A 21752-nucleotide genomic window follows, 5' to 3' on the forward strand; every position below is an offset into this window, starting at 1 on the left:
CCTATTCACGGGAGACGTGCTACCATCCCAGCTTTCGATTCCGACAGAAAAACCACATGACAACGGCACTCGATATTCAGGGATTACGCAAAACCTACCACAACGGTTTCACAGCGCTGAAAGGCATTGATTTGCAGGTAGAACAAGGGGATTTCTTCGCCTTGCTGGGGGCAAACGGTGCGGGCAAATCCACCACCATTGGCATCGTCAGTTCGCTGGTGAACAAAACGGCGGGCAAGGTGAACATTTTTGGTTACGACCTCGACACCCAGCGTGAACAGGCCAAGGCACAGATCGGGCTGGTTCCGCAGGAATTCAATTTCAACATGTTCGAGCCGGTGGTAGAAATCGTGGTCAATCAGGGCGGCTATTACGGCATTCCGCGTCAGGAAGCGTTTGTACGTGCCGAAACCCTGCTCAAGCAACTGGGCTTGTGGGAAAAAGCCCGTGAGCAAGCCCGTAACCTCTCCGGCGGGATGAAGCGCCGCCTGATGATTGCCCGTTCCCTGATCCATCAGCCGCGCCTGTTGATCCTCGACGAACCGACTGCCGGGGTGGACATTGAAATCCGCCGTTCGATGTGGGAATTCCTGCGCAAGCTGAATGCCGAAGGTACGACCATCATCCTCACGACCCACTATCTGGAAGAGGCCGAAAGCCTGTGCCGCAATATCGGCATCATCGACAAGGGCGAGCTGATCGAAAACACCGGCATGAAACAGTTGCTCAACCGGCTGGATACCGAAAGCTACGTGTTCGACCTGGCCTCGCCGCTGGAGCACCTGCCCGCAACCAGCAGCAACCTGTGCCACTGCACCCTGCTTGACCCGACCACACTGGAAGTGGCTTTCCACAAGGAACACTATTCGCTCAATCAAGTGTTCAGTTTCCTCAACCAGCAGAGCATTACTGTCCAGAGTATGCGCAACAAGACCAACCGGCTGGAACAGCTTTTCCTGGAACTGGTGGAGGGCAACAAGGCATGAACACCCAACAGAAATGGATTGCGTATTACACCATCCTGATCAAGGAAATCCTGCGTTTTACCCGCATCTGGAAACAGACCATCCTGCCGCCGGTCATTACCACGTCACTGTATTTCGTGATTTTCGGCAACCTGATCGGCCCGCAGATTGGTAACATGGATGGACATCGCTACATCGACTTCATCATGCCGGGGCTGATCATGATGACCGTCATCACCAATGCCTACGCCAATGTGGTGGCGTCGTTCTACGGCAGCAAATTCCAGGGCAATATTGCCGAAATGCTGGTGTCACCTACCCCCAACTGGATCATTCTGGCAGGGTTTGTCAGTGGCGGCGTGGCTCGCGGCATGACTGTCGGGGTTGCCGTGACCGTGGTTTCACTGTTTTTCACCCACTTGCAGATGCAGCATTTCTGGGTGATGGTGACGATCGTGATCCTCACGGCGGTGCTGTTCTCGCTGGCGGGGCTGATCAATGCGGTGTATGCAAAAAGTTTCGACGACATCAATATCATCCCCACCTTTGTACTGACGCCGCTGACCTATCTGGGCGGGGTGTTTTATTCCATCGCCATGCTGTCACCGCTGTGGCAGAAGGTATCACTGCTCAACCCGGTACTGTACATGGTGAATGGCTTCCGTTATGGGATTCTGGGGGTATCGGATATTCCGCTGTGGGTGAGTTATGGGGTGATTATGGCGTTTATCCTCATGTTGGGCGGGTATAGCATGTACCTGTTGAACAAGGGGACGGGGATTCGCAGTTGAAACCAGTGGTCATCATCGGTGGTGGCCCGGCGGGTCTGATGGCTGCCGAACAACTGCTGGCAGCCGGGTATTTGGTCGATTTGTACGACGCCATGCCCACTGTCGGGCGTAAGTTCCTGCTGGCAGGCATTGGTGGCTTGAACATCACTCATGCTGAACCCTTCCCCACCTTTTGCAGCCGCTATGCCGAACGCCAGTCACAGATACAACCATTGCTGGAACAGTTTGGCGCTGAGGAACTGCGCCAGTGGTGTAGCGACTTGGGAGTTGAAACATTCGTCGGCACATCCGGGCGCGTATTTCCCAAGGAAATGAAGGCGGCACCACTGTTACGTGCCTGGCTGGCGCGTCTGAAACAGCAGGGCTTGCGCCTGCACCCGCGCCACCGCTGGCTGGGCTGGGATGAGCAAAGGCAGCTAGTTTTTCAGAACCCGCAAGGGCACATCACCGCACCCTATTCCGCCGTTATGCTGGCACTGGGCGGCGGAAGCTGGAAAAAACTCGGCAGCGATGGCACATGGATTCCCCTGTTGGCGACAAAGGCCATTCCAGTCACGCCACTCAAGCCAGCCAACTGCGGCTTCCTGTGCCAGTGGAGCGAACATTTGCGTAGCCGCTGTGCCGGTTCCCCGCTGAAATCCGTCACCCTCAGTTTCACCGACCTGAGCGGGCACACAGAAACCCGCATGGGTGAAATGATCATCACGGAACGTGGGGTGGAAGGCAGCCTGATTTACGCCTTTGCTGCCCGCTTGCGGGACATGCTCGACTTACAGGGTTGCGCAACCTTCCATCTGGACTTGTTGCCCAACCATAGCCAGGCTCACATTGAAGATGCCCTTCACAAAAAGCCAGCCAGCAAGACATTAGGGGCGTACCTGAAAAGCCGTTTTAAGCTGGATGGAGCCAAAACTACCCTATTGTTTGAAACACTCGAAAAACAACACTGGCAAACCATTCCTCTCCTAGCATCCACCCTGAAAGCACTGCCTGTCACCGTCACCGCAACGACACCCATTGATGAAGCCATCAGCACCGCAGGCGGTGTACCCTTTGAGGAACTGGATGAAAATCTGATGCTAAGGAAATTACCGGGCGTATTCTGTGCCGGAGAAATGCTGGACTGGGAAGCGCCCACGGGGGGCTATTTGCTGACGGCCTGCTTTGCAAGCGGCAGGCAAGCGGGACAAGGTGTCGTGCGCTGGTTGCACGACACCCGCATGAAACTTACACGTTAAACAGGAAGTTCATCACATCGCCATCCTTGACGATGTAATCCTTGCCTTCCGCCCGCATTTTCCCGGCTTCTTTCGCGCCCTGCTCACCTTTGTAAGCAATGAAATCCTCATACGCAATCGTCTGCGCCCGGATAAAGCCACGCTCAAAGTCGGTATGGATCACGCCCGCCGCCTGCGGTGCGGTAGCTTTTTTCGGAATCGTCCAAGCCCGCACTTCTTTCACACCGGCGGTGAAATAGGTCTGCAAGCCCAGCAAATCGTAGCCAGCGCGGATTACCCGGTTCAAGCCCGGCTCATCCAACCCCATGCCCGCCAGGAATTCGTCGCGTTCGGCATCATCCAGTTGCGACAGTTCCGATTCCATCTCCGCACACACCGGCACAACCACAGCGTTTTCACGCACCGCGATTTCACGCACCTGATCCAGATACGGGTTGTTTTCAAAACCATCATCATTGACGTTGGCAATGAACATCAGCGGTTTGATGGTAATCAGGTGGAATTCACGCACTGCCATTGCACGCTCTTCCGGGGACATCGGCAGTGAACGGGCGGAATGGCCTTCGGACAGATGGGCATACAAGCGTTCAGCTAAGGCTTTTTGTGCCAGCAAATCCTTGCTGCCGGATTTGGCGGAACGGGTCAGGCGGTTGACGGCCTTTTCAGCCGTATCCAGATCCGCCAGCGCTAGCTCGGTATTGATGGTATCAATGTCTGACGCGGGGTCGATTTTCCCTGACACGTGAATAATGTCGTCATTGTCGAAGCAGCGCACCACTTGTGCAATCGCGTCGGTTTCACGGATATGGGCAAGGAACTTGTTGCCCAGCCCTTCGCCTTGTGACGCACCGGCTACCAGCCCGGCAATATCGACAAATTCCATCGTGGTTGGAATAATGCGTTCCGGCTTGACGATGGTAGCCAGCGCATCCAGACGCGGGTCAGGCATGGGCACGATGCCCACATTGGGTTCAATGGTACAGAAAGGGTAATTCGCGGCCTGAATCCCCGCCTTGGTCAAGGCATTGAACAGGGTAGACTTACCCACATTCGGCAAACCAACAATTCCACACTTGAATCCCATGACTTCCGTACCTTGTGTATCAAATTAACGGGTGTGCAATGCCTGCATGGCTTTTTGCATTTCACCCTGCAAAATCAGTCCAATCTGGTCGGCGGCAGTATCAATTGCCCGCAGGATAACGATTTCATCGTCTTGCGAAGGGCGTGACAACACGTAATCCACCACCTTGTTGCGGTCGCCGGGATGACCAACCCCCAAACGCAACCGCCAGTAATCTGCACCCAGATGGGCGTGCAAATCACGCAAACCGTTATGACCACCATGACCACCGGCCTGTTTCAGGCGTACATCCCCGGCGGGAATGTCCAGTTCATCATGTGCCACCAATACCTGTTCCACCGGAATACGGTAGAAATCAGCCAACTGACGCACTGCCAAACCACTGCGGTTCATAAAGGTCATCGGCTTGATCAGCCAGACCACATTGCTGCCCACTTGCAGCTTGCAGACATCGCCGGAAAAGCGCTTTTCAGCAGCGAACTGACCCGAGTAACGCCGTGCCAGTTCGTCAACAAACCAAAACCCGGCATTGTGCCGGGTTTTGTCGTACTGGCTACCGGGGTTGCCCAAGCCTGCAATCAGGCGTATCGGGGTTCCCATCGGCATCTACCTTAGTGGCAGGCAGCAACGGCTGAGTTATGGTCTTCACCCAGTGCCAATGCTGGCAGGCTGACGCCTTCTGGCAGTTTCAGGTCAGACAGGTGCAGAATCTGGCCTTTTTCGATGTTGATCATGTCAACTTCGATGTATTCAGGCAGGTTCTTCGGCAAGCAGGCGACTTCAACCTCGGCAACCACGTGGCTAATGGTACCACCCTGCTCTTTCACACCTTTGGAAACGTCTTCGTTGAGGAAGTGCAGGGAAACGTGGACACTGATTTCCTGATCGTCAGTGATGCGTTGCAGGTCAGCGTGCATCACAACCGGCTTGGAAGGATGACGTTGCAGGTCACGCAGGATCGCCCGTTCCTGATGATCACCGAAGTCAACCGTAATGATCTGGGAATAAAACCCTTCTTCCTGAAGGTTGCGGATCATTTCGTTATGACGCAGCGTGATGGATTTAGCTTCCTGACCTGCACCGTAAATCACGGCAGGAACCAGGTTTTCGTTACGCAGGCGGCGGCTCGCACCCTTGCCCTGCAACTCACGTACCTGTGCATTCAGGACGTATTTCTTTGACATGTTGTTTCTCCAAATAATGACCAGTGTCCGCGACCAGACCCGGTCGGGTTAAAATCCCCTCACCCCCAGCCCCTCTCCCTCAAGGGGCGAGGGGAGCAAGAAGGGAACCCTCTCGTTCCCTCTCCCCTTGAGGGAGAGGGTTAGGGTGAGGGGTACAAAATCATAAACCTTCAAACAGGGAGCTGACAGACTCATCCTGATTGATGCGTAAAATCGTTTTCGCCAGTACACCGGCTACCGAAAGCTGGCGAATCTTAGCACATGTTCTGGCACTTTCGCTTAATGGAATCGAGTCGGTGACAACAACCTCATCAAGCTGGGAATTATCAATATTGGTGACTGCCTTGCCGGAAAAGACCGCGTGGGTTGCATACGCCCGCACACTCAATGCACCGTGCTGCTTGAGCGCAGTTGCCGCATTGCAGAGTGTGCCACCTGTGTCAATCAGGTCATCAATCAGGATGCAATGACGCCCTTCCACATTACCGATGATATTCATGATCTCGGATTTGTTGGGTTCAGGACGACGCTTGTCAATGATGGCAAGGTCAGCATCTTCCAGACCTTTGGCCAAAGCGCGTGCACGCACTACCCCGCCCACGTCCGGTGAAACCACCATCAGGTTGGGAAGATTTTGTGCCAGAATGTCATTCAACAACACACCAGAGGCATAAATATTGTCAACTGGCAGGTCAAAGAACCCTTGCACCTGATCGGAATGCAGGTCGATGGTCAATACGCGGTCAACATGCCCACTAGAAATCATGTCCGCCACCAGTTTGGCGGAAATCGGCACACGCCGTGAACGCACCCGACGATCCTGTCGCGCATAACCGTAATAGGGGATAACCGCAGTGATGCGCCCCGCTGAAGAACGGTACAGGGCATCAGCGACGATCAGCAATTCCATGATATTGTCGTTGGTCGGTGCACAGGTAGACTGTATTACGAAGACATCACGACCACGCACGTTTTCCAGCAGTTCGACGTGCACTTCACCATCGCTGAAACGCTCCGCCTTGATCTTGCCTAAAGGAATACCGAGGTGATCGACGATTTTGTGGGCGAGTTCAGGGTTGGCATTACCTGTAAACACCATCATTCTATCGTCAGACATGCTTGATCCGCTTTGAGTAGGGGGAAGAGAAAATGGCAGGGCTGCTAGGATTCGAACCTAGGTATGCTGGAATCAAAATCCAGTGCCTTACCGCTTGGCGACAGCCCTGTTGAAACACGCTTTAATCCTATGGGGTCGGAAAGGCTTACACTTTGGTCAAAAGGAATGGCAGGGCTGCTAGGATTCGAACCTAGGTATGCTGGAATCAAAATCCAGTGCCTTACCGCTTGGCGACAGCCCTGTTGAACCAAAGTGAAACTTTTACAATGCTACCAGTTTCTGCTGCAAAGGTGAAACAGAGTGACCTTGCGCAACAAAACCGAACCACCCGGATGGCAAGCCTCGCAGGATATTTTCACCTTCTTGCTTGCTACTGACAGTGGCAAACAGGCAACTGCCGGAGCCGGTTAACCTTGTTTTTGCATATCCCGTCAGCCAGCCGATTGCTCGGGCAACTTCCGGGAAACACCGCTCCACCACCGGCTGGAACACATTGCTCCCCTGGCCTGCGTGGAAGGCGGCTAATGTAATGGGCGGGCAGTCGCGTGTCAAGTCCGGCGCTGCAAAAAGTTGGGCGGTGGGGACAGGTACGCCGGGGTGAATCACCACATACCAGACAAGCGGTAAGTCCACAGGGGTAAGGATTTCCCCCACCCCCTCCGCCCAGGCGGCACGACCACGCACAAACACGGGCACATCCGCTCCCAAACGCAAGCCTAATGCTGCCAGATGGTCGTCATCCAGCCCGCAATGCCACAAACGGTTCAAACCTTGCAGCACCGTGGCAGCATCCGAACTGCCACCTCCCAGACCACCACCCATCGGAATATTTTTCTGCACGCTGATGTCTGCGCCCAGATGGCAACCGGTTTCCTGTTGCAGCAAGCGGGCAGCCCGTACTGTCAGATCAGCATCTTCCGGCACATCTACAGCGCCTTGCGGACGGCAAATCCTGCCATCTTCACGCACGGACAAGGTAATTTCATCAACAAAATCCAGAAACACGAACAGGGTTTGCAGCAGATGATAACCATCTGCCCGCCGCCCGGTGATGTGCAGGAACAGATTGAGCTTGGCTGGAGCCGGAAGTACCAATATTTCCATCAAATCATATCTTCGCCCCCTTCACCCCTTGCGGGGGAAGGGCTGGGGATGGGGGGTTAGAAACGGGTTTGCCAGTCTTTGGCAAGAACCTTGACGCGGGTATTTTCTGACGCACGACTCAGGTTGATTTTTTCAGGCATGGCTTTGGCACTATCACCTTGCCAGCCGGTGTATTCCACCAACCACCCGGATTGCTGCAAGGTCTGCGGACGCCCTTGCGCATCCAGTTTCACTGCATCAACCGCTGATTTGGGGGAAGGGATACCCCGTATCCAGTACTTCATGCCATCCAGCGGCAGGGAAACACCCATCTGGCTTTGCAGCAGACGCTCGGCATTGGCATCCTGATAGGTTTTGCCATTGGCTTGCAGGCTGACCTTGTTGGCAGAGCCTTGCAGATAAGCCACCACGGAACCTGTCAGCGGGTTCTTGATATTCATTTCGTAATTGTCACTGCCGTTCTGGAGCCAGGAAATGCCGAATGAAGCACTTTCCTCACGGAACTGTACGCCGACCCGCCCCTGCATTCGCCAGGAACTCATGCGGGCGAAATCGGCCTGACGCTGTTCCCACGCCACCTGCGGGCTGGTTGCCGTGCCAGAACCGGTTTGCTGGCTGGCATTCTTGTTTTGGGTGGCACAACCGCCAAGTGTCAGCAGGCATAAGGATGCCGCCAGTATCCATGTTTTCATTGCTGTATCCTAAACGTGAGTCAATTATCAGAGACCAACCAGCTTTTCCTTGACCTTCAACAACAAAGGGTCATCAGGAAATTTGCCCAGCATGTCCTGCAAAAGGGTTTTGGCTTCGGCAGACTTGCCCGCAACCGACAGGACTTCCACCAAATGGCTGGCAACTTCAGGATCAGGCAACTGATTGAATGCCTTGCGTAACCAGCTTTCTGCCTCGTCCTGCTTGCCCATGCGGAACGCGACCCAACCCATGCTATCCATGATGGCAGCATCAGTGGGACGTAATTCCAGCGCCTTGCGGATCAGAGGTTCGGCTTCAGCAAAACGGTCAGTATTGGTTGCCAGCATGTAACCCAGTGCATTCAGGACAGTGGCATTATCAGGTTGCAAGGTCAGCAAGGTACGCAAATCGGTTTCAGCCGCCGCAAAATCACCCATTTTTTCCCGACTGAGCGAGCGGCTATACAAGACATCGAAATCATCAGCTTTGATGGCTAACGCCTTGTCAAAACTGGCAATGGCATCCTGGTACTGTTTTTTATCATGCCAAAGCTGACCTTCCACCAGCAGCAACTGTATTTTATGGGAATCACTGCTGGCAGATTTTGCTTCATCCTGCAACCATTGACGGGCAGCTTCCGCCCCTTCGGTTTCTTCCAGCAAGCTGGCAACACGGCTGGTGGCTTCCAGGCCGAAATTGTTGTGCCGCACCGCGCCCTTGTAGGCGGCAATCGCTTCTTTGGGGTGCTTCAAGCCCTCCTGCAATTGTCCCATGAAATAATTGGCGTCTTCGGCACGCCCTGGAACCTGTTGCAGTTTTTTGATCAATGGCTCAGCGAAGGCAAATTCTTTCTGCTCCAGATGCAACAGACCAAGGGTATAGAGGATGTCGGTATTGTCAGGCTGACTGTTGTACAACTGTTTGTAGAGCGGGGTTGCTTCCTTGCGCCGGTCGGACAGGATCAACATGCGGGCGTAATCCAGCTTCAGGTTGCTGTTTTTGCTGCTGGCGGCAACCGGCTCCAATTCCTTGACGGCTTCATCCAACCGGTTAAGCGCCAACAGGGCTTTAGAGGCGAGATGTGTTGCCTGGGCTTTTTGTTCCTTGTTGCCAGACTGTTTGGCTGTTTCAGCCGCTTGCAGGGCTTCTGTAAACTTTTCCGCCCCCAGAGCCAGTGATGCCAGTGCCAACTGCGCCGGTGCTGATTTGTCTGCGGTATCAACGTAGCGTTTGAAGGTTTCATACGACTTGCCGCCCTGTGGCTCCAGTGCCAGCAAGGAAACGATGAATTCCAGCCCGCGCCCGTCACGCTGTTCCACATCTTTGCGGATCATGACCAAATCCTTGGCGGCTTCATCGTAACGTTCCGCCCGCAGGTTGCTCAGCGCCCGGTATTGCAAGGCTTCCGCCGAGGCAGGTTCCAGTTTGAGCCAATGATCCAGCGCTCGTCCGACTAACTGGTTATCCTGCGCATTGATAGCCAGTTCCGCTGCCTTTTGTGCCAGTTTGGGGTCGCTGTCCTGCTGGGCGACGGCCAGATAATGCAGGGCAGCCTGACCCGGCTTGCCATCACGCAGGTACATTTCCGCTGCCAGAATATTGTAAATACGATAACTGAGGGGGCTGCTGAAAGTAGCTACATTACCGGCTTGCTGTTCCGCAAAGCTCGGGCTACCCCATGCAAGACTACCCGCCAAGACAGCAAGGGCTACTTTTGCCAAACGGCGGGGCAACTGGAAATTCTGCATGTATCTCTCCGGTGTGGCGTCATACCTGATTGCATTGCTTGTAAGAGATTTAAGGGTATATTCCGTTAATCACCTTGTAATCAGGTATAACGTATCAGAAAATTCGCGGTTCCGAAATAATGTATCCCGTATAAGTATCTGAATGTCTATCCTGATCGTTGGAGTTAACCATAAAACCGCCCCGGTCGCCATTCGGGAAAAGGTTTCTTTTGCGCCCGACAGCATGTCGGCAGCGTTGCGCTCTGCCCATCAGGTTGTGCCTGAAAACCTTATTCTCTCCACCTGCAACCGTACCGAAATCTACGCTGCCAGTCATCAGCAACAACCCGTGGAAACCCTGGTCGGCTGGCTGGCGAACTGGCACAACATTCCCGCTGACCAGCTTCTCCCCTATTTGTACATCCACCAGCAAGACGACGCCGTGCGTCATGCCCTGCGGGTAGCCTGTGGGCTGGATTCATTGGTACTGGGTGAACCACAGATTCTCGGGCAACTGAAATCAGCCCTGCAAGCCGCTACTGACAACGCTGTCACCGGCAACCACCTCAACAAGCTGATGCAGCACGCTTTTTCCACTGCCAAGCGGATACGCACCCAAACCAGCATCGGCGCCAACCCGATTTCGGTCGCATTCGCTGCCGTCAGTCTGGCGAAACAGATTTTCAGCAAACTGGAAAAACAGACTGCCCTGCTGATCGGTGCAGGTGAAACCATTGAACTGGTCGGCAAACACCTTGCCACCAACCACATTGGCAAGATACTGGTGGCCAACCGCAGTGTGGACAAGGCGCAAAAACTGGCTACCGAATACGGTGGCAAAGGCATTGGCTTGCAGGATATTGGCGAATACCTGCCGCAAGCCGACATCGTGATTTCTTCCACCGCTGCCCCCGTACCCATCCTCGGCAAAGGCACGGTAGAACGCGCCCTCAAGATCCGTAAACACCGCCCCATGTTCATGGTGGACATTGCCGTACCACGCGATATTGAGCAGGAAGTGGCTGAACTGGATGATGTGTACCTTTACACCGTCGACGATTTGCAATCCGTGATCGAGGAAAACCTGCAATCCCGCCGCGCGGCTGCCGAGCAAGCCGAAGGCATGGTACTGGAAGAAGTTGACAAATTCATGGACTGGCTGCGGGCGCAGGATCACATGGATACCATCCGCCAGTACCGTGCCCACGCCGAGCGCCTGCGTCAGGAAGTGTTCGAGAAAGCCACCACCATGCTGCATAACGGCAAAAGTGCGGAAGAAACCCTGCAATTCCTCGCCCATACCCTGACCAACAAACTGTCGCATGATGCCACCCAGGCCATGCACCACGCAGCCCGCAATGGCGACCACCAGTTACTGGCACACGCCCGCATCCTGTTTAACCTGTCCCCGACGGACACCAGCGACCAACACCCGTGAAAGCATCCATCCTGCACAAACTTGAAGCCCTGAGCGAACGTTACACCGAAATCTCTGCCCTGCTGGGCGAAGCCGACGTAATCAGTGACCAGAACCAGTTCCGCAAGCTGTCGATTGAATACAGCCAGCTTGAGCCGGTTGCCCAAGGCTTCCGCGATTACCAGCAAACCGCCGCTGACATTGAAGCCGCGCAGGAAATGCTGGCTGACCCTGAAATGCGCGACATGGCTACCGAAGAAATCGACGTTGCCAAAGCCCGCCGTGCCGAACTGGAACTGGAACTGCAAAAACTGCTGCTGCCCAAAGACCCGCACGACGACAGCAACGTGTTTCTGGAAATCCGCGCAGGAACAGGGGGTGATGAAGCCGCCATTTTTGCAGGCGATCTGTTCCGCATGTACTCGCGCTATGCCGAATTACGTCGTTGGCAAATCGAAATCATCAGCCAGAGCGAGGGTGAACACGGCGGTTACAAGGAAATCATTACCCGCATCATCGGACAAGGGGCTTATTCCCGCTTGAAATTTGAATCCGGCGCCCACCGGGTACAGCGTGTACCCGCCACCGAATCGCAGGGGCGCATCCACACCTCCGCCGCCACCGTTGCGGTACTGCCGGAACTGGACGAAGTGGAAGCAGTGGACATCAACCCGGCAGATTTGAAGGTAGACACCTACCGCGCCTCCGGGGCGGGCGGGCAGCACATCAACAAGACCGAATCCGCAATCCGCATCACCCACCTGCCGACCGGCATTGTGGTCGAATGTCAGGATGAACGTTCCCAGCACAAGAACCGCGCCAAGGCGATGGGGCTGTTGCAGGCACGCATCTTTGAGGGTAAACGGCAAAAACAGGCCAACGAACAGGCAGAAACCCGCAAGAACCTGGTCGGTTCGGGCGACCGTTCCGAACGCATCCGCACCTACAATTTCCCGCAGGGGCGGGTGACTGACCACCGCATCAACCTGACCTTGTACAAGCTGGATGAAATCATGGCGGGCAGTGTCGATCAGGTGATTGAGCCGCTGATCAACGAGTATCAGGCGGATCAGTTGGCGGCGCTGGCGGATGAATAACCCCCCTTCCCCAGCCCTTCCCCCGCAAGGGGGGCAGGGGTCAAGAGTTCGGGAGTTGTTGGTTTGGGCGGTGCAACAACTGATAGTGTCGGAATCAGCTAGGGCGGATGCGGAGATATTGCTGGCGCACTGCTTGCAAAAACCACGCACATGGTTGTTTACATGGCCTGAGAAAGAAGTTGATCCCGCTATTAGGGCAGAGTTTCAGCGCTTGCTGGCAGAACGGGCGCGAGGTGTACCGGTTGCCTATCTAACAGGCCAGCGCGAATTCTGGACGCTGAACCTCAAAGTCACCCCGGATACCTTGATTCCTCGCCCCGAAACCGAGCTGCTAGTCGAAACCGCCCTCTCTTTACTCCCTGCCCCCCTTGCGGGGGAAGGGCTGGGGATGGGGGGCAAGGGCGCAGCCCTGGATCTCGGCACAGGAACCGGCGCTATCGCCCTGGCTCTCGCCACCGAACGCCCCGACCTGCCAATAACCGCCATCGACTTCTCACCCGCTGCCCTCGCCGTCGCCGCAGAAAATGCCCGTACCCACGCCATCCACAACGTACAGTTCATCCTCTCCGACTGGTTCAGCGCCCTACCCCCCCAACGTTTCCACTTGATCATTTCCAACCCGCCCTACATCGAAGCACAAGACCCGCACCTGAATCAGGGCGACGTGCGCTTCGAGCCAAGCACGGCACTGGCATCCGGTGTGGATGGGCTGGATGACATCCGCCACCTCGTGCAAACCGCACCGCAATGGCTGGAAAATGGTGGCTGGCTATTGCTGGAACATGGTTATAACCAAGGCAAGGCAGTGACGGCTTTGCTGCAAGCTGCCGGTTTCCAGCAAGTGCGTTGCCTGCCGGATTTGGCAGGCAACGAGCGGGTCAGTCTGGGGCAATACCTCGACTGATCAAGGGTTGGAGACGTTGTTGTCCCGCCAGAAAATGCGTGGGATGATGTCAGTCAGGTCGGTTTTTTCCGACATTTTGCTGCCTGCATTGTTACTGTTGTCTTCATCCATCAGGGGCACGCTCATTTTGCCCACGCGGATTTCAACCGTTTGCTGGCAACCATCCGTACAGCCGGTCACAGAACCATCATCACCCGTCACATATTCCGGCGGGCGGAACACAATCTGGGCTGAATTGAGGATTTCATTGATCCCCGCCACCACGAACTCGTCCTTGCCAGATGTACCGTTGGTAGCATTGCCATCCAGATTGGCAACTGGTTTGCCGGTAAACAGATCCAGGATATAAGCCCTGGCACTGCTAACCGGCGCTGCACAGGATTCTGCGGCAACAGTTACCGGATTACCGTTTTCATCCACTGGCGCAAAGGTGGTAAACAACGCCTTGTTGAGGAACGTCACTGCCGGAGCCAGCACTTTTTCACCGCTCAGACTGAAGTCGTAATACCAACCCTTGTAGGTTTGTTTCAGCAAATCCAAGTCGGCATTGCTGTGCACCGTCAGGTCGGTATTGGTGATGGCGGCAAAATTGCTGGGTGGCTCGTTGTAGACGTTGGGTTCCATCAGCACATAGAAACGGTCATTGGTGGCAGTATTCAACGGATGGGTGCGGTAGCCACTACCAATGGAAATGGTCATCAGCGATTGACCATTGTGCTGGATCAGAGCCACATCCGGTTCGTAGAAGAACTTGCGCGGGTCAACCGTGTTGTCACTGCTGGTTCCCAGTGCGGCAATCTTGGTGAGCTTGGCATCATCGTAGTTGTACATGTCGGCATCACTGTCACGCAGGTCATGATCCATGTCCACCCGCCAGATGTTGCCACCCGTATCAGAGAAATACAGGCGATCGAGTGCGCCGTTGCGATCCATGTCCATCACGCGGATGTCGCCCGGAATACTGTGGAGCAACAGGTCATCTGCACCGTTTACGTCATTGCGCAATGACCATAGCAACGTGCCATCCAGCGCATCCACGATCATGACATCGCGACCCGCACCATCAGCGATTCTGTTGGCGACCGTCTGCTCATCTTTGGCGGCATCGTAACCTGCACCAAATACCAGCACTGTCTTTAACGTGTTGCTGGTAGAGCTGCCGGTACGCATTTTTGCCAGAGCGGGCTTTGACCAAGTTTCACCCAGTTCATCCCACTCGTTATCATCCACACCATCAACGTTTTCATATTTCCATTTCAGCAAGGGCTTGTCCGGCTCGGTAACATCCAGCGCGTAATAGGCTTTGCCGCCACGGCGCAGACCAAAGAACAGGTAGGCTTTGTCATCGTCGTTGGTATCCTTCAATCCGTCTTCGTTGTTGTCCTTGGTGTTGCTGTACTTTTCGATCTTGCCGTTGCCATTCCAGTCCACCAGCCACGGCGTAATCGGGCCATCAATACCGTACATGTGCTCATTGCTGGGTGTCTGATTGTAGAACAGGCGGATGTTGTCCAGCAGGCTTTTGGGCATGAAAGCCCATTGCTCTTCACCCTCGGTGGTATCAATCGAATGCAGGAAGCCTTCATTGGTGGCAACAAAAATGCGTTGTTCATCCGCATAGCTCAGCACAACCGGTTTACTGTTGAGAATGTCACCCATGTGCTGACGTGGCTCACCCGTGACTGGCGTTTTCCCCCGGGCAAATTCGATGTACTGCTCACGTTCACTGGCACTGACGTTATTGACTGGACAGGTGGTCACTTCCTGGATATTGACACAGTTGGCATTGGTGACTGGGTTACCCAAGACAATATGATTATTGCCATTACAGTCCTTGTACCACCCCGCACAACTGATGCCATCAGATACACCGTTGTAAAAATCCGGCAGATAGTGTTGGGTTGTGAATGTCCCGCCCAACATGGCTCCAGTAATGTTTGAATTGGAGACTTTCAGGGCGTTGGAGGTGGCTGTCAGGTCAGTAGAGCTACTGACATCCGTATACAACTTGCGGTCATCCGGCGCTGGCAACTGGCTGGCAGCTCCACCGGCAGAAACTTCTTCACCGGCTGGCCCCCAGACATCATCCGTGGCTTCCGTAGCTTCACCTTGTTCGGTAAAGGCGGGCGTACCATTTTCATTGACAATCACCCCTTCGGTATTGCGGGTGAACTTTTTCAGGTTGCCTTCCCAGCCAGTTGCACTACCGGGTTGGGAGACCGGAATGTAAACGTCGCTGCTATGAGACAACAGCGTATTCTGGTTGACCGCATACGAAGGTGAAGTAAACGTCACCGATTTGCCCGCTTCATCCAGAATTTCGTTGAAACGATCAACCAGTTCGCTGGTGTTGTTGGCGGTAAAGAATTCGCCATTGCCTTGCTGTGCCAGCAGTTCCAGATACTTTTTGCCTTTCGGCTCATCCTGCATGGCAAAGCCGATGGTATAGGTTTTGACGGTTTCCTTTTTGTCAGTCCCCAGTGCTGTGCTCAAATCGGTATTTGCCAGCCAATGGGTAATTTCCGGCCCGCAGGTTCCGCTTTTGTACCCAACAGCGGCATCCACACCATCCACACAGGCCGTATTGGCAATCCCTAGGTAGTTTTCAACTTTCTGGCTGAAATGACGGTTCATGTGATCAGTACGGTCAGCCGCGTAACCCGTGGTTGCACCAACCGTTGAATTGCCCGGATAACGTGCCGAGGATGGCGGATAGTAATGAGTTCCGTCCACTTCCGTTGCGCCAGGGTAATAGGGATATTCGGGCTTGCCATCCGACATCAGCACCAGATAGCTGGGCTGGCACTTGTTCTTGATCGGGCTTTTGTAAGCTGGTGTGCCTTCAAATTCGGTACAAACGCTATGCTGGCAGGTTTCAATTGTGGTCGAACAGGTGTAATCGTTGTTTTCGCAGTAACCTGAGCCATCCCCACCGGTTGTAACCCAGTTGCAGCAAACGTTGTAGGATTCGCTGGTACAGTTGCTGACGCTGGCGTTGCATTCGCCCCAGGTTTTGACACAGCTTTCCTGCGTGGATTTTCCGGCTTTACAGGTGACAGAATCTGTATAAGCCATGGGGTGGGCAGCCCACCCCATGATGGGTTCATCGCGCCCCCAGGCAACTGCATCGCCCTTGAAATAGCGGGAAGCTTCATACAAGGCATCGACAATGGGGGTGTAGCCTTCCACATAGCTGCTGGTTCCACCCCAGTCATTGACCACACTGGCAAGAAACTGGCGCACCGTGGTTGTCCCTGTTGGATCAGGCAGGTTGTCATTATGCTTGTAAGGGGCAATAACATCCTGAATCTGGCTGTCAATCGGCAAGACCGGCACATTGACACCCTTGACGGAACTCCACCAGTAATCATTGCCCAGCCCATGATTGGCGTAATGCATCAAGCCAATATTGATGCCCTCTGGGGCGGTTGACATGACCTGACTGAAGGACTCCTTGAGTACCTGCATCCGGGTCTTGTCGTTGGCAGTATTGCCATCACCGTCATCAATGGTCTTGCGCATACTGCCGGAAACATCCAGCAGGAACAGGACATTTGGGCTGCCTTCATAAGCCGAGTAGATTTCGGTTTCATCCGCCATCAATGCCGTGGCAAAAGCCAGTGGCAAGAGGGTTAGCAACAGTTGCAAGGCACGACGTTTAGTTTTCATGGTTATTGTCCGCTGTATTTCTTATTGCCCTGTCCAGTCCCGCTCAATTCCCGGATATTCTGTCATCACGCCAGAAAATCCTTGGCAAAATGTCGCTCAGGTCAGTTGACCCTGCTCTATTACCACTTCCGTTCTGACTATTGCCTGAATCCATCAACGGAGCCTGCATTTTGCCAACCCGGATTTCCACCGTCTGGCGGCAGTCTGTTGCAGTACAGCTTGTGCCATCCGATGCTGCCGGGTTGCGGAACAGAATCTGTGCCGAACCGAGGATTTCATTAACACCCGCCACCACGGACTTGTCCTTGCTGTCATCCAGTGAACGGTCAAGGTTGGCAACTGCCTGCCCATCAAACAGATCCAGCACATACGCCCGTGCCGTATTGGGTGAAACCTTGCAGGGGTCAGTGCTGGCTGCTCCGTCATTGGCGAACGTGGTAAACACCACTTTGTTGAGGAACGTCAGTGCCGGAGCCAGTACCTTTTCCCCACTATTCGGCAACGCCATATACCAGCCCTTGCTGCTGCCATCCTGCAAGGTCTTGCCTTGCAGTGCCAGCGTATCGGCTTCTGTCAGGTCGGTGTCTGTCAGCGGCAAACGGGTATCTGACGGTGGCTGATAGACGTTTTCATCCAGCATCACGTAGAAACGATCCTGGATGTCAGCATTGAGCGGGCGGGAACGGTAGCCGCTGCCCAATGCCACAGTCAGGACGGTATGCCCATCTTTTTGCATCAAGGCTACATCTGGCTCGTAATAAAACTTGCGTTTGTCCGTGCCACTGCCTGCCAAATTCGCAAATACCGTCAGTTTGGCCTTGTTGTAGTCATACAAGCTGCTATCGGCATCACGCACGTCCATGTCCATGTCGACCCGCCAGACCTTGCCGCCGGTATCGGCGAAATACAGACGATCCAGCGCACCGTTGCGATCCATATCCAGCACCCGAATATCGCCCGGAATACTATTGAGCAAACTGTCAGCAGCACCTGTCACCGCTTGCCGCAATGACCACAGTAACGTGCCGCTTTCAGCATCAACGATGAAGACATCACGCCCCATACTGTCATCTGCCCGTTTGCTTGGGTCAGCTTCTTCCAATGCCGGGTCAAAACCGCCACCGAACACCAGTACGTCTTTCAGACCCTCCGCAAAACGCATCCGCGCCAACGCCGGTTTCGACCAGCTTTCACCCAGTTCCGCAAAACCGGTAGTATCCTGGGTCATTTTCCATAGCACTTTGGGCGTTTCAATGTCGGATAAATCCAGTGCGTAGTAAGCACGCCCGCCCCGACGCATCCCGAAGAACAGGTAGAATTTGTCACCGTCTGCCTTGTCGACCTTGCCATTGGCATTCTTGTCGCGGAACCAGGGGGTAAACGAGCCGTCGATACCATACACATGCTGTTTGGCTTGGGTGTTGTCGTAGAAAATGGCTGAATTCTTCAACAAGTCTTTGGGCATGAATGCCCACTTTTCCACACCGGTAGCGCTATCAATAGCGTGCAGGAATCCCTCATTTGTGCCGACAAGCACATACCCGTTGCTGGTGTAATCCACTACCAGCGGTTTGTTGTTCATCACATCCCCCATGTGGAAGCGCTGTTGACCATCCTTGCCAGCCCCGCGCACAAAATTGATCAGGTTGGTGCGGTAGGTGACGCAGGCAGGGTGTGTATCCGCATCGGAGTTATCCGGGTCACAACCTGTCGGGTTGTTGTCATGCCCATTGTTACCGTCATTATCCACGTACAAATTACCGATCTTGAGCGCAGTATTGCCAATATTCAGGGCGCTCAAGTTCAACCCAACGGCATCGGTATACAGCATACGCGAGGCTGGTGCTGGCAATTTGTTGGCAGCACCACCCGCCTTGACATCCTTGCCACTGGCTGTATCCGACCATAAATCCCACGCCGTATCAGTAAAGACACCCTGCGCATCCACGGCTGGCTGGTCATCCTTGCCAACAATCACGCCATTCTTGAGCTTGAATTTTTTCAGATTGCCCGACCACAGCGGCAACAAATCACGTTCAAATACTGGAAGGAACACTTCATCGCTGTGTGCCAACATGACATTTTTGTCCACGTTATAGGCAGGTGAACTGAACGACGCTGCCGAAGCATCAATCTTGTCCAGAATACTGTTGAAAGCATCGGTCAGCTCTTGCAGGTTGTTGGCAGAAAACGCCCCGTTAGTGGCTGCCAACTGGCGGAACTGTTGCAGCGGATTAAACACATCCAGCAACAGGCTGCGGACTTCCACATTACCGATACCGTCGCCCAGCAGACCGAATGTCTGCCGGAATAAACCCTGCGGTTGTTCCTGACGTGCCAGCATGGGAACAGGCAGTTTGCCCGCCTGCAATTTGTAGGAAGGCGTGGCAGATGCCATCACTGTCGGGTTGGCGGTATTCACCTGCTGCAAAATGCGCTCGAAAGCCAGTTTCAAACCCTCTGCATCCCGCGCAGCCATCGCACCGTTTGACAGGTTGGCAAGGCTGGCGAGGTATTCCGTAGCCGTAGCATCATCCACCCCGAAAGCAACAGTAAACGTGTTGACGAACTGATCGCCATCCAGACTGCCATTCTGATCTTTGGTGGCAAGAAAACTGGTCAATTCCGACCCGCACGTACCACTTTTATAACCGGAAGGGCTATCGGCGCAACTATTGCCTGTCAGGGTTTGAATCGGGGTGGCAGAAGGGGGCAGCACACCCGTTCCCCCGGAATACTCGGGCTTGCCATCTGACATCAGTACAATGTAATTGGCCTGGCAACCGTACTGCATGGGGGAAACGTACTGCGCATCCCCGGTAACAGCACCCGTACAGTGTTGCGCTTTGCATACTTCCTTGTCTTTATCTTCGTAGGTAACACAACCGTAAGTAGGACAAGTCTTGTTGTCATCCTTGCACACCCAGCCGGTGGCATTCCCTGCCTCATCGTAAGCATTTGGCTCATAAGCGCAGCAACCACCGGTCGGGCTGGTTTCTCCCCATTGGCACATGGGCACAGATTTGATACTGCAACTGTCGGGCACGATTTTTCCGTAGCAGTATTCTTTGAGGCACTCATAGGGCGCATCGCAACCACCGCCCTCCGGGTCATAGCTTAATGTTCCACTATAGGTAGCCGGGTGAGCTGCCCGTACCTGATCAGCTTGCAGCCTGCCCCAATTCACATTATCTCCTCGGTAATACAGTGCTGCTTCGTACAATGCATCCACAATCGGGGTATACCCTTGGGCGGTCCAGTTGTTGGCAACATCCTGCAAAAAAGTCCGCACCGGCTGTTTGCTTGCCGGATCAGGCAAATTGTCGAGTGCCGGGGAGATACGGTCGGAAATAATGGTTTGCGCATCCCCTGTACCGTCTTTTGCCAAATCAACCGGCTTCACCGGGAAGCTGACCCCATTGGCGGCATTTTCCCCATGCCCACCGTAACGCATCAAACCAATATTCAGGTTGGAAGGTGCTGAAGCCATCACGCTGTCAAACACCTCCTGCATGACCTGCATCCTGGTTTTGCCACCACTGTCCGGCACGGTGTTTTGTTGCATACTGCCGGAGTTATCCAGTACAAACAGGATATTGGGGTTAACACTTACTGTTTGGGAATAGTAAATTTCCGCATCATCTGCCATCACAGTGGAGGCGAATGCCAGCGGCAACAATTGCAGCAACAGGCGCAGCGTCAGGCGTTGGGTATTCATGGCTTTATCCTGTCAATCAGTTACCAGCATACGGTGGAAGCAGCTCTGTCTTTGTCTTTGGCACTGCGATTACCCCGGTTATCCATAGCAAGGGTCTGACAGGCATCATCATGCGTCTGGGTTGAACCACTGGCAGGTGCAGCACTGACACTGTAAGTCGTGCAGGCATTACCACTGGTTCCCGCACAACCGGCAGGAGCCGGAGCCAGTGTCAGGCTGTACTGGTTTTCCGGGCTGGTAGCGGCATAGCCCAACTGGGTCATTGTGCTGGCATAGCTGTAATTGCGCAGGAAATAACTCTCCTGCCGCTGGTAAACCTCATTCAGGGCAACATGTGCATCCGAACGTTTGGCCTTTTGCACGTGGGATGCATAGCCAGGGTAAGCGATAGCAGCAAGAATGCCAATGATGGCTACTGCAATCATCAGTTCGATCAGGCTGAAGCCGCTGGAGGAAGATGCCGTTGTTTTCATGATTGTCATGCCTGTTTCCTTGGTTGTTATCAGGGTTGTAAAGCGAAATTTTGCGGGAAATGTGGGGCGTTAGCCGGTTCCCGGAACCAGTTTGATGACACCTTCAGAATGCTCGCTGCTGGCGCCGGTTCCCTGCAATTCCGAATCCACGTCAGTCACAAACACCCGACAAGCTACCCCACCCGATTCAGGCGACATCTCGGTACTCATCGCCACCCCACGCAATGGCGGGCAACTTTCCTCATCACCCATACTGGATTCCCCGGTGGTTTGTACCTGCCCACCGCTGACCGTATCGGTGTAAGAAACGGGGAATACCCGTGCTTCCTTATCAGTTGAATAAGTACCCTGCACCGCTGTCTTGATGACTTGCAGGTTATTGACCGAGCGCCGCAGGGACGATTCCGCCCCCTGGAAGGTCAGCATGTAATACAGTTCATTACCGACAATGCGGGTATCCAGCGCCGACATGCGGGTCGCTGCCACGCCGATGACGGTCAGGGTCAGCAAAATCACCAGCCCCCACAGCAGTACGGAACCGGATTGTTTGTGTTTCAGGGTGCGCATGACT

Annotated in this window: 17 protein-coding genes and 2 tRNA genes; 6 read left to right on the forward strand and 13 right to left on the reverse strand. The window is 54.3% G+C overall.

The window, feature by feature from the left end; genetic code table 11:
• The first annotated feature begins 56 nt into the window (after positions 1-56).
• Genes B2U47_RS16010 through B2U47_RS16020 form a run of 3 tightly spaced genes read left to right on the forward strand, consistent with a single transcriptional unit; the run spans position 57 to position 2994 of the window.
• The gene (locus B2U47_RS16010) at positions 57-986 is read left to right on the forward strand and encodes an ABC transporter ATP-binding protein (RefSeq protein ID WP_296674847.1); all 930 of its coding nucleotides are present in this window, start codon (positions 57-59) and stop codon (positions 984-986) included.
• Complete coding sequence (locus B2U47_RS16015; protein ID WP_296674844.1) at positions 983-1756, forward strand: ABC transporter permease; 774 nt, start codon at positions 983-985, stop codon at positions 1754-1756. The genes B2U47_RS16010 and B2U47_RS16015 overlap by 4 nt, the downstream gene beginning before the upstream one ends.
• Positions 1757-1761: 5 nt before the next feature.
• Positions 1762-2994: a TIGR03862 family flavoprotein gene (locus B2U47_RS16020; RefSeq protein WP_296675084.1), complete on the forward strand. Its 1233-nt coding sequence runs from the start codon at positions 1762-1764 to the stop codon at positions 2992-2994.
• Here B2U47_RS16020 and ychF read toward each other — a convergent pair.
• From ychF to B2U47_RS16065, 9 genes are all read right to left on the reverse strand, one after another.
• Positions 2984-4078, reverse strand: coding sequence for a redox-regulated ATPase YchF (ychF, locus tag B2U47_RS16025; RefSeq protein WP_296674843.1), 1095 nt, complete (start codon positions 4076-4078; stop codon positions 2984-2986). The two genes, B2U47_RS16020 and ychF, sit on opposite strands and share 11 nt — an antisense overlap.
• Positions 4079-4102: 24 nt before the next feature.
• Positions 4103-4678 carry an aminoacyl-tRNA hydrolase gene (gene pth / locus B2U47_RS16030; protein WP_296674840.1) on the reverse strand — a complete coding sequence of 192 codons (576 nt, stop codon included), beginning with the start codon at positions 4676-4678 and terminating at the stop codon, positions 4103-4105.
• 11 nt (positions 4679-4689) lie between these two features.
• Entirely contained in the window at positions 4690-5262 is a 573-nt protein-coding gene (locus B2U47_RS16035) for a 50S ribosomal protein L25/general stress protein Ctc (protein ID WP_296674837.1), read from the reverse strand.
• A gap of 160 nt (positions 5263-5422) precedes the next feature.
• Positions 5423-6364 carry a ribose-phosphate pyrophosphokinase gene (locus tag B2U47_RS16040; RefSeq protein WP_296682886.1) on the reverse strand — a complete coding sequence of 314 codons (942 nt, stop codon included), beginning with the start codon at positions 6362-6364 and terminating at the stop codon, positions 5423-5425.
• Positions 6365-6412: 48 nt separating this feature from the next.
• Positions 6413-6487: transfer RNA gene (locus B2U47_RS16045), tRNA-Gln, on the reverse strand.
• Between the two features lie 58 nt (positions 6488-6545).
• Positions 6546-6620: transfer RNA gene (locus tag B2U47_RS16050), tRNA-Gln, on the reverse strand.
• 20 nt (positions 6621-6640) lie between these two features.
• Positions 6641-7483, reverse strand: a complete 843-nt coding sequence (gene ispE / locus B2U47_RS16055; RefSeq protein WP_296682872.1) for a 4-(cytidine 5'-diphospho)-2-C-methyl-D-erythritol kinase — start codon at positions 7481-7483, stop codon at positions 6641-6643.
• Between the two features lie 56 nt (positions 7484-7539).
• Positions 7540-8175 carry a lipoprotein insertase outer membrane protein LolB gene (lolB, locus tag B2U47_RS16060; RefSeq protein WP_296682874.1) on the reverse strand — a complete coding sequence of 212 codons (636 nt, stop codon included), beginning with the start codon at positions 8173-8175 and terminating at the stop codon, positions 7540-7542.
• Positions 8176-8202: 27 nt separating this feature from the next.
• A complete protein-coding gene (locus tag B2U47_RS16065; RefSeq protein WP_296682877.1) occupies positions 8203-9924 on the reverse strand; it encodes a tetratricopeptide repeat protein in 1722 nt (573 codons plus the stop codon).
• A gap of 142 nt (positions 9925-10066) precedes the next feature.
• Here B2U47_RS16065 and hemA point away from each other — a divergent pair, with 142 nt between their 5' ends.
• Genes hemA through prmC form a run of 3 tightly spaced genes read left to right on the forward strand, consistent with a single transcriptional unit; the run spans position 10067 to position 13321 of the window.
• The gene (gene hemA, locus B2U47_RS16070) at positions 10067-11341 is read left to right on the forward strand and encodes a glutamyl-tRNA reductase (protein WP_296682880.1); all 1275 of its coding nucleotides are present in this window, start codon (positions 10067-10069) and stop codon (positions 11339-11341) included.
• On the forward strand, positions 11338-12417 hold the full coding sequence (prfA, locus tag B2U47_RS16075) for a peptide chain release factor 1 (protein ID WP_296682883.1): 1080 nt from the start codon (positions 11338-11340) through the stop codon (positions 12415-12417). The genes hemA and prfA overlap by 4 nt, the downstream gene beginning before the upstream one ends.
• The gene (gene prmC, locus B2U47_RS16080) at positions 12410-13321 is read left to right on the forward strand and encodes a peptide chain release factor N(5)-glutamine methyltransferase (RefSeq protein ID WP_296676162.1); all 912 of its coding nucleotides are present in this window, start codon (positions 12410-12412) and stop codon (positions 13319-13321) included. Before prfA ends, prmC begins: the two co-directional genes overlap by 8 nt.
• Here prmC and B2U47_RS16085 read toward each other — a convergent pair whose 3' ends face one another.
• Genes B2U47_RS16085 through B2U47_RS16100 form a run of 4 tightly spaced genes read right to left on the reverse strand, consistent with a single transcriptional unit; the run spans position 13322 to position 21748 of the window.
• Complete coding sequence (locus tag B2U47_RS16085; RefSeq protein WP_296676164.1) at positions 13322-16990, reverse strand: PilC/PilY family type IV pilus protein; 3669 nt, start codon at positions 16988-16990, stop codon at positions 13322-13324.
• A 43-nt stretch (positions 16991-17033) separates the two neighbouring features.
• Positions 17034-20708: a PilC/PilY family type IV pilus protein gene (locus tag B2U47_RS16090; RefSeq protein WP_296676166.1), complete on the reverse strand. Its 3675-nt coding sequence runs from the start codon at positions 20706-20708 to the stop codon at positions 17034-17036.
• A gap of 20 nt (positions 20709-20728) precedes the next feature.
• Entirely contained in the window at positions 20729-21190 is a 462-nt protein-coding gene (locus B2U47_RS16095; protein WP_296676168.1) for a type IV pilin protein, read from the reverse strand.
• A 60-nt stretch (positions 21191-21250) separates the two neighbouring features.
• The gene (locus B2U47_RS16100; RefSeq protein WP_296676171.1) at positions 21251-21748 is read right to left on the reverse strand and encodes a pilus assembly PilX family protein; all 498 of its coding nucleotides are present in this window, start codon (positions 21746-21748) and stop codon (positions 21251-21253) included.
• Positions 21749-21752: the final 4 nt, after the last annotated feature.

It is taken from the genome of Thiothrix sp. UBA5583 (assembly GCA_002425225.1).
GTDB classification, from domain to species: Bacteria; Pseudomonadota; Gammaproteobacteria; order Thiotrichales; family Thiotrichaceae; genus Thiothrix; species Thiothrix moscowensis.